This window comes from Oceanobacillus sp. E9, assembly GCF_001741975.1.
In the GTDB taxonomy this organism is placed as follows: domain Bacteria; phylum Bacillota; class Bacilli; order Bacillales; family Amphibacillaceae; genus Oceanobacillus; species Oceanobacillus kimchii.
Genome location: NZ_LSNA01000005.1, coordinates 274,344 through 288,926, shown reverse-complemented (window position 1 = coordinate 288,926; position 14,583 = coordinate 274,344). Strand labels below are relative to the sequence as shown.

Here is a 14,583-nt window from a genome sequence, read left to right as displayed (position 1 = left end):
TACGATGAATAACAGATTGATGTTACCATGTTTTGATACATTTTGTCAAGCACCTACCTAATTAAAAATTCCTCAGAAATGGAGTAACTAATTATCCAACTCATTCACAGTGACTTCATCAAAATAGAATTTATTTAACTATCGTAGTCAAAATTAATAAAACTAAACAATAATCGACCAGTTCTCGCTTCCAACCCTTCTTTCACAATATCTCACTCATCTAGCTCCTTTTCATCACTATTCCATAATCTTACCATTTACTCACCTTCTTTCTGATACATAGCCTGATGAAGAGCTGGAAGTGTTATTCGCATCCGATTCAGCTAAGCTATCTTTAGGGCTTACACCGAAATAAATTATGAAAATTACGAAAATTTTTAAGGGAGTTTTCCAAATTACTCTTCTTTCACCCTCCTTATAAAATAAAATACCGTACAAAATGTAAAATATTTAACGGGTTGAGTTATAGGTACTTATAAATCTGTTAATAAAAGCTTTCGCTTCTATAATAAAAAGGAAAATATTAACAAAGAGTAATCTACTTGATAAGTTATAAAGCCTTATTCTATTGCCACTTATCTAACAAAATAGCAGCATGCATTTTTAACTCAATAGCGGCTTCTTCAGAAATTAACCCTTCTTCTTGACGACTTACCAGTAAAGTAAAGCCATTCATATGTTTTATAGCTTTATCTATCTGTTCATCTCTTTCGTAATGTTCAATAGCATTCAAATGGGTAGTTAGCAATCGAGCTACTTCTTCATTCTCAATTTCCCCATTTTCTACATATCCTTTTACCAGCTCTTTCATCAAGGTTACACTGGAATCTTCGGGAGGTGTAGGTTCTTCAATTTCATCCTTATCTATAGCCATTGCACTTCCTCCACCTCTTCTGACAGGCTCTGCAGCAGCCCTAATATTTCCATTCTCGAGAAACTCCACTCCGTTTGCGGCACTAATTCCTTCTGCAGCATTATCAGCTATAAAAGTATGACCCATGTCTTCCAGTTCTTCTAAAAGTGCCCCATATTTATCAAGGTAAACTCCTTCATATTGCGTACTAGCATGACCTAAATTCCTTTGCGATAATCTCGGTTCAGCAATCGCTTCCGGTAAGGTCATATTAAAATCAAGTTGACTGATGATAATTTGTAAATTAGTTGTGATAATCCGGTTACTTCCTGGCGATCCAACTGTCATTACGGGTTCCCCATCTTTTGTTACAATAGTAGGGGTCATTGCACTCAACATACGAAGTCCTGGTCTTGGCGCATTAGGGTGATCAGGGTCTTGCATTGGTGTTCTTCCAGAAAATCCATTGTTTAAAATAAATCCATACCCAGGAACAACCATTCCATTCCCTGCAATACTATTAATCGTCTTCGTATAGCTCACAATATTCCCGTCACCATCAGCTACAGATAAATGAATGGTCTCAGTAGGAATTTCTTCCTCTGCTTCCTGGGAATTAACTGCATCTTTCTCCAAAGCAGTCAATTGTGTATCAGCATTTTTTTCGAATGTCGTTAATTGCTCACTATCAGCTAGGTCATTAATGGTAATCTCATCAAATTGAATCGTATTTCCATTGTCGTGATCAAAATTAATCACACTAAGGAGTGCTTTACCTAAGTCTTTATTGGCCATTTCCTCCTCAGTTAGCTCATGGGTCATATCCCACTCTACAGGCTCTTCAATATTGTCATTCCATACACGAACGCCTAGTTGGTTACCTTCAGATTTCAGTCTTAACCAATTCCAATCTGTGGACAAATCAATGTTCTCAGTACCAAATGTAGTGGACCTCCCATCCTCTCTTCCTCGTAAAATCATATTTTGATTATCCGCTCTTAATTCAATGCCATATCCATTTTCCACCATAGAGCTTCCAGAACTAAACCTATCGGCCTGAATCCATAAACGTAAACGCTGGTCATTTCCAAGTTCATTAAACCGGAACTTCACTAATAATTCACTTTCAGTTAAAGAACGCATGTCCGGAGTAATTAACCCGTAAGCACTTCCATTTCCCTGTAGGCGGTTATCTATAACCACTTGACCTGTGTTATTCTGAATGCTATATGATGCACCAGGGGGTGTTCCTGGCCAAGAATGGAGATTTGCAAAGACAGTCGAATCCCACCCGTCTCCATCATTTCCTTCAAAATCATGGTGAAAAGCAATCCCCTCTTCTGGAGGTTCCGGCTGCTTATCCGGATCTTCATCATATGGCCATGGATTCCCCGGTGCAACCTGGCCAATCGTAGCGTGATTGTCTGATATGTTATATCTCCGCTCGGCAGCATAACCCTTTGACATTAAGCCATCTACCGGGATCAAAGTATGTGCAGGATCACCCATGTACATGCTTCGGTCTGCAAATGCATAACGGGAAGCTTCCAAAAAGTAATGATAAGCTTGGGGTTTAGACATATTTTCCAAATCATAGGCTTCTAATATATTTAAAATCTCACTAATCGTTACACCACTTGATGTAGGTGGCACACTATAAATATCATAGTCCCGATAGGTCGAATGAGTTGGCTCCTTATGAATCACTTCATAGTCTTTCAGATCATTCATCGACATATTTCCAGCCAAAACCTCTCTAGTTAGATTATCCACAACGGGAGGGTTATGAATGGTATCTAATACTGCTTCTGCAATCTCACCCTCATAAAAAACTTCACTCCCGTGTTCAGCAATTAAACGATACGTGTTTGAAAGATCAGGATTTTTCATAATAGTTCCCAGTTCCGGTACCTCTCCATCTTCGTCCAAGTAAAGTTCTGTAGAGCTTTCAAAAAGTCGGAATTTATCCGCATTTTCACTCGTTTCCCTAAGAAAATTGGCATCAGCAGGAAAACCTTCTTCCGCCAAATCAATTGCTGGCTGAAGCACTTCCTCCAAGGACATCGTTCCGTATTCTTCTAGTGCCTCTTCCCAAGCCTTAACCATGCCTGGTATACCTGTTGCCATTCCACTTGAACTACGAACGTTAGCAGGATACACTTTTCCAGTCTCTGGATTAATAAAGGATTCCGGTCCGAAGTTTTCACTCGTTTCAGTCACATGATCCAAGACTACGAAACGATCTTCTTCAGCTAGATAGATATTCATAAACCCTCCACCGCCAATGCCACCGGAAAATGGCCGGGTTACTGCTTGTGCCGCAGCAGCTGCAACTGCTGCGTCAACTGCATTACCGTCATTTTTGAGAATTTCAACCGCAGCGCTCGATGCTTCTACATGCTCTGTTGAAACTGCTCCACCGTCACCGGTAGCTGTGGGAGTTTGTCTGGGATCTCCTGGGTCACCTGCTAGCCCAGTCATAGGCATGGTGATGGTTATTAGAACTATTAAAAATATAGATGTTAATTTTCTAATTCTTTTTTGCATGATAGTTCACCTCTCCCTATTTTAAATACTCCCTGTAATCAATCTTGTATTATCACAGGGAGTAGCAAACAATTAAACCCAAAATCTATTAAACTTTTTTACTGTTTAGCCAAATATTGTACATCTGGTTAAATTAATCTTTTCCTATATGGAACTATTCCCAAAATTCAATAAGGTCCTCCGAGTGGGAGACTAGTGTAGCAGCTGCTTCCTCAGAAATGAGTCCATTTTCCTCAAAATGAACGAGCAATTCATCTTTAAAGCTATTCATGTGTTTAATAGCCTTTTCCATAGCACCATCTTCTTCATAGTGTCCAACGGAAGTTAGATGTGTTTGCAATACTCTAGAGGTTTCGTCGTCTGCAATTTCCCCCTCATCTCTGAATTGTTTAACAAGAAGTTTCATTTCCTCAATAGTCAAAGGCTCTGAAGGAGATTCTGAACCTTCATCACCTAAAAAGGCTTTTATTTGTTCTTTTCCAGCTATATCAATTGTTACTACCGGTTTTTCATCATCGATGGTTGGATCGTTTTCATCAATAGTAATCCTGAATGTTGTTAGTTCCTCACCATTTAATGGTCCTGAACCGGTAAAGCTCAACCAGCCATCAAAAGTCTGAATTCTACCAAAGTTCTCTGCATCTAACTCTATGTCATCATAAACAAGAGACATACTTCCTGTGGCCTGATAATCATTAACTCCTTGCTCCAAGTTAAAGGAAATCAAGGAATCTGATTCTGTTTCATCCAATGGCAAAATTTTACGATTATCGCTTACTTCAAGATTTTCACCTTGTGTTACTGGACGAGTAGGCATATTTGGTTCAATTTTCACAAATTCTCCAGGTTGTATTCCAACTAATTCTCCATTGTTTAAAGCTAATTCTCCATTTACCAGAACTTGTTCAATACCATCAGCATACTGTCTCGGTTCCTCAAATGTAGCATTGTCTATGACAGTATCAGGATTAAATATAGTAATGTCGGCTTTCATACCTTTAGCAATATAACCACGATCAGATAGACCAATTAGTGAAGCAGGTAATGAAGTCATCTTTTGAATAGCTTCTTCCCATCCGAGTAGTCCTTCTTCTCTTACATACTGTCCCAAAACTCTAGGCTGTGTACCATAACGTCTTGGATGTACTTCATTAGAGGTGCTAGCCCCTCCATCCGAAGCTATGGCAACAACCGGAGATTGAATAAATCTCCTAAAGTCGTCTTCGTGGCCAAAGTCATAGATGGTTCGCAAGCTTCCTTCTGTTTCCAAAATTTGCATCGTTGTTTCACCTATTGTTAATTCTCTTTCTTCTTCAACATAGGTAAAATCCCATTCTTCGGGTTCTTCCTCGCCATCTTTCCAGATACGAGCATTTACTTCCTCATCTTCAGCATGTATTCGTAGCGTATACCAATCCGGCTCTAAATTTGCATCCACGGATTCAAGTACTTGTGTTGTACTATCGTTACGCTTTATAAAAGACATTTCATTGCCTTTTAAGTCAAATTCAACTCCGAATCCATTAACTGGCATAGTCATACCGGATTTGAATTCATCCGCTTTCGTAAAAACTCTTAATTGTTGATTTCCACCAATTTGATCGGCTTTAAAACGTAATAAAACATCGCTGTTTTTAACATCATCCATGTTAGCAGTAAATTTACCATACGTACTGCAACATACATCGGTATTATATCCATCAAGTATTACTCTTCCAGTATTTTCTTGAATCGTAAATTCGGCTCTGTCTTTCGGGAAAGAGTGAAGTTCAATAAATTTGTCTCCATCCCAATTGTCATCGTCATTACCATCAAAATTATAATCATAATAAACATCATCACCGGAAGATGACTCTACAATAAAATCATTGAAATGGAATGCATTACTTTCAGTATCAAGATTTGTTATGCTAACCATAGCTTTTTGATCTTCAATCACTTCTTCTTTTGAAACATCTATGCTGGAATCCCATTCTTCCGGCTCGTCTTCATTAGATGGCCACATTTTAACTAGTAAAGTATTATCTTCCAACTTTACTTTTAGATCCTGCCATGTATCCGGTTCTAATCCGGCATCAGAAATTGTCTCATGAATCGTGGATGTGCTATTTTCTCTTTCATATACCTGGATTCGATCTTGGTCAAGTCGAACTGCAACTCCATAACCATTTACAGGGAATGAACTTCCCGATCCAAAGTTGTCGGAATTAATCCATAACCTCATGATTTGATTCGCCCCCAGCGTATCTCCAACTTTAAATCGCATAAATGTTTCACTATCTCCAACATCAGGCATTGTTGGAACAACATTTCCATAGGCACTTGAATTACCGCTTATTCTCTGAGCAACATTTATTTGTCCAGAACCATTGTTTATCGTATGACTAACTGCATCAGCTGGGTAAGAATGCAATAGGTCAAATTTTGACGTATCCCATTCTCCACCATCTTCACCTTCAAAGTTATATTCATATACTTTATTTCCACTTGAATCAGTTACTGTTATCTCGTCAATTTCTACATCAAATTCATGATTATAATTCAGATTTAGAAACGATAAAAGGCTTCTGTTTCGTGGGTTCCCAACTCCTGTTTCCATATAGTCAGCAAGTGTCTTACGTTTTGTTGGAAAATATACCCCTTCAGGACCTTGTACTCGACTGTACATTATCTCTTCAATTTCTTCTGCAATACCATCCCTTAATTCTGGGTCTCTAAACCTTTCTAACATTGCACTTCTTCCACCTTCTTCAACCCATGGTGGAACGATTGCTGTTAGTCCAGTTTGACTTCTAAGATAAGGATAAATATCTGCTGCAGTATAAATTCCCCGCTCATTTGCATCATTGATGAGTTGCATCATTTCTTCGGATTTCCCCCAGTTATTTGGACCCATTGCTTTAATATGGGTAATAACTGGTGTTAACCCGGATTCCTCTCCAATTTCAATCGTTTCAGCAGTCGATTCAACCACTTCGTTATTTTCATTTCTTTGGTGGTTAGTGAATTTCGTTCTCCATGCTCCAGCTGCACTTACCACATCAATGACATCTTCTCTGTCTGCAAAATATCCTGGTCTATAAAACAGGCCGGCCGAAACACCTGCGGCTCCTTTTTCCATTGCTTCTGTAATAAGATTTCGCATTTCTTCAATTTCAGCATCAGTTGCTCTTCTGTCTTCATTACCAACTACTTCACTCCAAACAGAATTAAATCCAATATAAGACGCAACATTTATACCTAAACCGTCATCTTCCAAATCAATGCGGGATTGCAAATCTGTTGGTCCCGCGCCATCAGGACTTAATACTTCCATGGTCACTCCTTGAGATAACGAACTTTGAGCTTGTCCAAGTGCAGATAGGGTAGCATGACTATGGACATCTATAAAACCAGGTGCAACAAAATTCCCTTCTGCATCAATTTCTTGATCGGCAGTTGCATTTGACAAATCGCCAATGTCTGCTATATATCCGTCTTTTATAGCTACATCCGCATCATATCGACCTAACCCTGACCCGTCTATAATTGTTCCGTTTCTAATAATGGTATCAAAACCACCTCCACTGTTAGCGCTTACATAAATATCATTAATGACTAAGCTAATCATTAGAATGAATACAGAAAATATATACATGTACCTTTTCATTTTTTCAACCATAAATTTGTAATCCTCCTTCTTAAAAAAGAGTTTACTAGAAACATTAGAATCAAAACTTAAATTTTATTAGACCTCATTGGAAATGAATAATACAATACTTTTATTCGACTATATAATCCATTACACGCTCTCCAATTTCTGCCATAACTATACGTGATGATTTTAATTCTGCGTCTTCTGACATTACAGACACATATACGACTTCATCTTGATAAGTAAACATGCCGATATTATGTCTGACATTTGTGCTTCCTAAGCTACCCCCTTTACTATAATTACTAATATCTTTATGACGATCACTTCTATAATGGCTTAATATTCCTTCTCCCATTATTCGTAAAAATTCCTCTTTATTTTCAGAACTTAATATATCGCTTTCAAATGCAGACTGCATTATAGTTGCCATATCCTTGGCTGATGTAAGGTTATCATTTGGTCGAACAGATTCCATCATATATCTTTGGAGTATTGTATCTTCAGCCCCCATTTCTGCTATAGTCTGATTTACAGAATCCATTCCAACCCTTTCTATAATCATGTTTGTTGCTGTGTTATCTGATTGTGTAATCATTAGATATAATAAGTCTCTAAGAGAAAGGGTTTGATTGGCTGACATATGGCGGATTATTCCACCACCTGAAGTGATATCAGAATCACTTACTGTAATCTTTTCATCTAAATTTATAATTCCTTGTTCTCCTTGTAGCAATGCTTCCATTAAAATTGGCACTTTAATCGTACTTGCAGAAGAATATACCTTTTCTTCCTCAATTCCTATATCTCCGTCTTTGGTACTTATAAATACAGAATAGTTTGTGTTATCCCCAATAATAGATTCAACATCTTCTTCCAACGATGAAAATCCGCTGCTTTTTTCACTAGCAAATCCATTGATTGACAGACCTATGAATAAACTAAAGAGAAACGTTGATAATATAAGTGATAGCTTGTTTTTCAAAGATTTATTTACCAATTTAAAAACCTCCTCTCTATAAGTTTTTATGATTAAATTTCAAAATTCTTCATATACCGACTGCCACATAAAAGCCACTACAACTCTTTAGCATCCTTTGTAGATTTTAGTTCCTTTAAACAGAAAATTGATTATATATTTTAATTATCACCTCCGTTCGTAATTTAGACGTTTCAAAATTCACCTCCAACTTAAAATGTAAATCTAGTGAAAATTAATGTCAGACACCGTGTATAATATCATTCACCACAGATTGGTAGATAATCTAATGAGGGTGTTGGCATTATCTATATTTTATTTCATTATCATTTGTGTTTTGAAGTGGGAGTAGAGACGACTGGGATTGTGCCTGTCATCATTCTTCACAAAACGCGGAAGCATTGCTTTTTATTCTCTTTATGTTTAATCCATTCAAAAGCAAAGTATTTTTATTGCGATTACTCGCCTCACCGTAGACATATATATCGTAATTAATTGTAATAAGGTAGAGTAATTATTTTGTGATTGGTAGAGGTTGATGTGTTGATTGATTGTAATGGATTGCATTTTACTAAGAAAGTTATCCTTTTGTGAAAAAAACAACAAATAATTCATCCTAATGTAACATTAATGAAATATACTATCTCTCCAGATTATAACTTCTATTTAATTATTAGTAAAAAACGAAATTTTAAAATAGTGAGAATATTTATGATGTAAATGGAAAAAACTAATACTTTTCCATTAAATTAATTTAAAAAATGGTTAAAAAAGAGGTCTATTTCTACCTGGTTAAAATTGGGCTTTTTTACCATTTATATATATCTCTAACTTTCTGAGCCTCAAAATATTTTATTGATGTAGGTTATAAAACCTCATCAATAGAAGAAAATCCATAAAAATGCTCCAATTTACTATAGAAAAAAAGTACTACATAATATAACTAATTTCTATTTTCATAAAAAATGAATAAATAGACTTATGTAAAAGTGTAACCGTCAAGTACGTTTGAACACTTTTTGCTTAAAATAACGACTCTCTATTTTTAACATGATGACTTCTTCATTTAATTAGACGAGAGAAGACGAATCGAGAATAGCTGTTGAAATCTCTAGCTCCCTCTTTTTGCCTTCCTTTTTAATACTGATGACTTACGAAAAAATATTTTGTTTGCATATCGGACTTAACAATACTTCTCCTTACACCTTTCTTTAATGAAAGATTAAATCCGTTCACTATCTAAACAATACAAATTTGGAGAAGGGAGTACATCATGAAACATGTAAACTCTTTATTAATTAGTTTGTTCGATCACTAGTTCTTCTATATATCATCCTTGGATTAATATTTGAAATGACATTCGGCGAGGTTTTCCTTTTAACTGCAGTATTAGAAATAGTTGCCTATTTAATTGGTGACATGTTGGTTCTGCCAAGAATGAATAATACAGTGACGACGATTGTAGATTTTGTATTAGCGCGATTATTCATTGATTTTATGATGGTATGACATTGGCAGATAATGGATTTACAGCTTCTTTAAATTGCTGCGATATTGGTAGGTTTGTTTGATGCAGTCTTCCAACACTATATAGGAAACAATGTGTTACCTAATGATCGGAGTAACTCGGGGCCTAGAAATCTTCAATACCAAACGGAGGCATCTGATGAATTAGGACAAGACCAATTAGATGAAAACAATAACAACGATAAGTAATACCTACCCTTTGGTTAAAAACTTAGATTTCCGTTTGTAATTACAAAACAGCATACTCTTTAGGGAGTGTGCTGTTCATCATTTTTTATCATTAATGTTAAATTTCCTAGACTCTTCCCCACCCTCAATGGAAATCAACACTTATAAAAAAATGTATCGCCAATTTTACCTTTAATCTGATTCTCTTGAAAATAATGTTCTAGACATTCACTATCATCTATAAAAATTCTCGATTCATCTGGATATTTTATATAGATTGGATGTTTTTTTTCACGATGAAAAAACGACAACACTTCACCATATGTACTTTCAGAAGACACATATAAAGGCTTTACAGAACGAACAATATGCTTTCCTTCATATCGATGAAGTAAAAATCTAATAAATACATAGAAACGTTGCTTCCACTCTCTCCAATTTTCTACAAATAGAAACGCCCACACAAAAAATGCACTCAACGTAAAAGGCAAGAACAATAATTGTAGGGCAACAACAACTGCTATCATAACGAATGATGATATGATCGTAAAATGGTATGCCCCTTTAAAAGGAAATAAATACGAACAAAGTAATAATAATAATTTACCGCCATCCAATGGCCAAACAGGTATTAAATTAAACAAAAGAATCATCGAATTATAATAGAAAATTAAAGAAATTAAAGCTTCTGGTAATAATTGAAACCCGTTCACAAAAATTAACCCACCATAAATAAGAATATGAACAAAAGGACCCGCAATAGTTACAACTAACTCTTCTCGAATCGGTTTATTTCCATGTTCATCGGTTTTCATTACTCCACCAAATGCCCACAAAATAACTAAAGGAATTCTCCATTTATAGTACGCAGCTGCAAAAAAATGCCCGAGTTCATGCAAAAGAACGAGAAAAAAAATAATCGCCATTTCCATAATAGTACCTGTTAAGAAAGACACTATAATGAATATTAATAAGATGGGATGTATACGAATGGGTGGTATCCATCTATTAATTATTGTCATCAACTTGAATCACCTGTGCCGGGTCTACATAATGATTATCCTTCTCTATCGAAAAGAAAACTGATTGTTCTTCTGTAGTAGGTGTAAAAGTTCCTACCAACTCATTTGCTTGAATAAATTGATATAGATGAACATCAACTGAACTTAGATTTCCATAATGAGATATTGATCCATCAGAATGTTGAACCTTCACTGTTTTTTCTGTACTCGTATCATTTCCTGCAAAAACAATCACCCCTTCATTTATTGCAGTTACATTGGTTGATTGTCCTGGATCAATCTTTATGCCAATTCCATTCGCTTCAAATGACTCAGAAATATTTCCACTTACTGGTAGAGCTACTGGTTGAGAATCGTCTCCTTCAGTCACGACACTTGGTGTCAAGGAAAGAGGTCTTCCAAATACTTCTTTATACCAAACATTTACTTTAGCAAAAGGGAATTGATCGGTTAATGCAGAAGCTGCCCATACTTTTGGTTTGTTTAAAGCAGGCGATTCTGATTCCCATATAATTGCCGCTCCAAGAAAAAGCATAAGGGATAATATTGCTTTTACCGCATATTTTGCAACTGGAGATGAACTGCTTGTTTTACTTTGATTAGTACTAGTTGGAAATGCAGGATAATACCCATGTAACTCTTCCGTATCTGGGAGAGCATGCGATCGGAGGTAGTCCTTCCCTTTGGATTGGTCAGTCTTTATTCCTCTTGCTTTTTTTCGCTGTTCAATTGATTTTCTAATCTTTTGAATATCCTTATCCATAGCCTCACATTCCTTCACTTGATTTGTACCATGTATATGTACAAGCATCACATTGTATGAACAGGAATATCATATAGATTAAAAAACACTTCAAAACATATCCACTGTTTTGAAGTGTTTACAATAGTTTATATTTTAAAAAACTCTTTTACACGTTGGAAAATACCTTTCTCATCCTCAAGTGCTTGTAATGGGACTGTCTCTCCTAATATTCTTCTGGCAATATTTCGATAAGCAATGGAAGCCTTAGAATTTGGATGAAGCGCAATTGGTTCTCCATTATTAGATGCTTTAATTACTTCATCGTCATCCACAACGATGCCAATTAAATCAATAGATAGCAAATTTACGATATCATCAATATCTAACATGTCACCATTTTTCATCATATGATTGCGTATACGATTAATAACCAATCTAGGTGATTCTTTCATATCTTCTTTTTCTAATAAACCTACAATTCGATCTGCATCACGAACACTGGATTTTTCTGGAGTAGTTACTACTATCGCTCGATCTGCTCCAGCAATCGCATTTTGAAAACCTTGCTCTATACCTGCTGGACAATCAATTATAATATAATCATATTCTTGTTTTAACTCTGTAATTATTTCTTTCATACCTTGAATCGTAACAGCGGTTTTATCACTTGTCTGCGCTGCCGGTAAAAGCGTTAGATAATCAAAACGCTTGTCTTTTATGAGAGCTTGTTTTAATTTACATCTTTCCTCTATAACATCGACAATATCAAAGATTATTCTGTTTTCTAACCCCATTACAACATCTAAATTTCTAAGTCCAATATCTGTATCAATCAAACATACTTTTTTCTCCATTAATGCTAGGGCAGTTCCGATATTCGCTGAAGTAGTTGTTTTTCCTACCCCGCCTTTACCAGAAGTAATTACGATAGCTTCACCCATTATTCATTCTCCTCTCAAATCCACTTATTTCTTTCCGTTTTTTTGAAAGAACCTTTAAGGAATCGATAGTGATTTTATCTTGATCTGTATCAATAATACCACATTCCATATAAACACCATCAGATTCATAGTCAGGTGCTCGACTTATATAGTCAGCAATTCGCAATTGTGTTGGTTTCATATATGAAGCTACTATAAAAGCATCTTTATCCCCATAATAACCTGCATGAGCAATCCCTAGCAGATTACCCATTATATAAATATTTCCACTTGCTACAACTCTACCACCAGGATTTACATCACCAACCAGTAATAGATCTCCTTGAATTTCTAGTATTTGTCCTGATCTAACTACACGGTTAATAACTTTAACTTCACTATCGTCCATCCACCTCTTAGCGTCGTTGATAGGAATCAGATTTGAATCAATCCCTATCACTTGAAATCGCTGATCAGTTGTAATAATTTGGCGAATCTGCTCTTCTTTTTCTTCACTTACATATCGATCTCCTAGTTTAACTTTAACAGAAACAACAGGTTCGTCTTGTTTTGGTTTACTATACTGAATTTTCTCTTCTAACTCCTTTAAAATCTCTTGAAATGAAGCATCTTCATCTATAAATAGACTTAATCCATCTCTGGTACCTTTAATTGTAATGATTTGTTTTAGATCTTGCACTCTCTAATCACCTCATTTTTCACACTACATTAATGATATATATATCCTATATCTCACTTAACGCATTCGTTCTCCGAGTGGAATTTCTGTTTTCCATTTTTCCAGTCTTTTTGATGAAAATGGATAAATAACAATTAAAAAGACAAGGTTTAATAAGATGGTCGGAGCTAATCGATTTAGAATAAAGCTTTCTAATGAAATATCTATCATTCCAACAACAGAGAAAATTCCATAAATCGTAAATTCTATTAATACAATACCAAACGTAGCTAGTAATAATAGAACATAGAAATTGCCCTGCAACATTTTTTTAATGCCATGAACAATATAAATTACTAACGCGTAAGAAAACATATAGACTCCAAGAATACCTGTATAAACAATATCAAAAAGCAAACCGAAAATTAATGCATATAATACAGAATAATACGTATCGTTATGGTCAAAAAATACAGCTATATAAACTAAAAAGATAAATAACCAATGAGGTACGATGAAATAATCTCCCGATAATAATTGCAGTGGTAGTAGCTCTAGCGCTACCCCTTCTAATACAATTATTATAAATAAAATGAGAGGTAATACAAAGCGCCTAATCAAGACTCATCCTCCTCATCTGCATTTTCTTCCATTTCTTGTGGTTGTTCTATAGCACGATCTACGACAATGACATTGTTGATATCATAAAGGTCAGCAGCTGGTTCAACCATAGCAATTCGAGTAAGACCATATTGATCGGATACTATTTCTTTTACTTCGCCGATTTTTAAACCTGCAGGAAATTTTCCACCCTTCTCAGAAGAATATACAATATCTCCTTCTTCCACGTTTTTCTCAGATTCTTCAATAATACGGAATAGTAAAGAATTTGACTCTTTGTCAAAACCTTCAATCATTCCAAAAACATCTTGATCATCTTCTTTTGTGATCGTAGCTGAAATACGATTGAATTCATCAAAACCAGTTAAAAGTTGTACGGTTGCTGTAACATTGGAAATCTGTAACACTTTACCTATCATTCCATCAGCAGTAATCACAACCATGTTCGCTTCTACTCCATGGTCAGATCCACGGTTGATAGTCACTTGATCCATCCACTGTTCCGGCGAACGGGAGATTACAGACGCGTGGATCGGTTCATAATCTCTAACCGTTTCAGTCATACCAATTATTTCTCTCAGTTCTTCGTTCTCTTCTTCTAATTTTTGAACGTCATATAATAGAGAATTTTGTTGTGCGATTTGCTCTCTTAAAACTTGATTCTCTTCATAAGTATTTTTCATATCATCAATATTAGAGATGATACCTGTTACAAAGGACACTGGTGCATGAATCGTATTTTGCACCCACCCCACTGTATCATTGATCATTGTTTCAACAAAACTCATATTTTCTCTATCTCTTAAGGAATACCCGATTAAAGCAACTAAGACAATTACTCCAATTAGGATAATGAATAGTTTTTTGCTACGTAAAAATTGCATATTA

11 protein-coding genes are annotated in these 14,583 nt (G+C 35.7%); 2 read left to right on the top strand and 9 right to left on the bottom strand.

The genetic code is table 11. The features are described 5' to 3' along the window. Positions 1-565: 565 nt before the first annotated feature. The 3 genes from AQ616_RS05050 to AQ616_RS05040 all read right to left on the bottom strand — a co-directional run bounded on the left by AQ616_RS05050 (position 566) and on the right by AQ616_RS05040 (position 8,034). Complete coding sequence (locus AQ616_RS05050) at positions 566-3,400, bottom strand: gamma-glutamyltransferase (protein WP_017797158.1); 2,835 nt, start codon at positions 3,398-3,400, stop codon at positions 566-568. A 154-nt stretch (positions 3,401-3,554) separates the two neighbouring features. After that, on the bottom strand, positions 3,555-7,061 hold the full coding sequence (locus AQ616_RS05045; RefSeq protein ID WP_069685214.1) for an amidohydrolase family protein: 3,507 nt from the start codon (positions 7,059-7,061) through the stop codon (positions 3,555-3,557). Between the two features lie 100 nt (positions 7,062-7,161). Further along, complete coding sequence (locus tag AQ616_RS05040) at positions 7,162-8,034, bottom strand: serine hydrolase (RefSeq protein ID WP_017797160.1); 873 nt, start codon at positions 8,032-8,034, stop codon at positions 7,162-7,164. 1,332 nt (positions 8,035-9,366) lie between these two features. On the opposite strand from AQ616_RS05040, the gene AQ616_RS19145 reads away from it, so the two are divergent. Together AQ616_RS19145 and AQ616_RS19555 are read left to right on the top strand one after the other, a co-directional pair. Next, on the top strand, positions 9,367-9,522 hold the full coding sequence (locus AQ616_RS19145) for a DUF2512 family protein (RefSeq protein ID WP_017797161.1): 156 nt from the start codon (positions 9,367-9,369) through the stop codon (positions 9,520-9,522). Positions 9,523-9,567: 45 nt separating this feature from the next. Further along, positions 9,568-9,729: a hypothetical protein gene (locus AQ616_RS19555; RefSeq protein ID WP_168156631.1), complete on the top strand. Its 162-nt coding sequence runs from the start codon at positions 9,568-9,570 to the stop codon at positions 9,727-9,729. Between the two features lie 134 nt (positions 9,730-9,863). On the opposite strand, the gene AQ616_RS05030 is transcribed toward AQ616_RS19555, so the two are convergent. The 6 genes from AQ616_RS05030 to mreC form a co-directional block, all read right to left on the bottom strand. After that, a complete protein-coding gene (locus tag AQ616_RS05030; protein ID WP_017797162.1) occupies positions 9,864-10,730 on the bottom strand; it encodes a site-2 protease family protein in 867 nt (288 codons plus the stop codon). Continuing rightward, on the bottom strand, positions 10,717-11,493 hold the full coding sequence (locus AQ616_RS05025; RefSeq protein WP_069685213.1) for a M23 family metallopeptidase: 777 nt from the start codon (positions 11,491-11,493) through the stop codon (positions 10,717-10,719). The genes AQ616_RS05030 and AQ616_RS05025 overlap by 14 nt, the downstream gene beginning before the upstream one ends. A gap of 128 nt (positions 11,494-11,621) precedes the next feature. Continuing rightward, positions 11,622-12,416, bottom strand: coding sequence for a septum site-determining protein MinD (gene minD, locus AQ616_RS05020; protein ID WP_069685212.1), 795 nt, complete (start codon positions 12,414-12,416; stop codon positions 11,622-11,624). Next, positions 12,409-13,095, bottom strand: coding sequence for a septum site-determining protein MinC (gene minC / locus AQ616_RS05015; RefSeq protein WP_017797165.1), 687 nt, complete (start codon positions 13,093-13,095; stop codon positions 12,409-12,411). The genes minD and minC overlap by 8 nt, the downstream gene beginning before the upstream one ends. A 57-nt stretch (positions 13,096-13,152) precedes the next feature. Further along, on the bottom strand, positions 13,153-13,695 hold the full coding sequence (mreD, locus tag AQ616_RS05010) for a rod shape-determining protein MreD (protein WP_017797166.1): 543 nt from the start codon (positions 13,693-13,695) through the stop codon (positions 13,153-13,155). Further along, on the bottom strand, positions 13,692-14,579 hold the full coding sequence (gene mreC / locus AQ616_RS05005; protein WP_017797167.1) for a rod shape-determining protein MreC: 888 nt from the start codon (positions 14,577-14,579) through the stop codon (positions 13,692-13,694). The genes mreD and mreC overlap by 4 nt, the downstream gene beginning before the upstream one ends. Between the last annotated feature and the right edge of the window lie 4 nt (positions 14,580-14,583).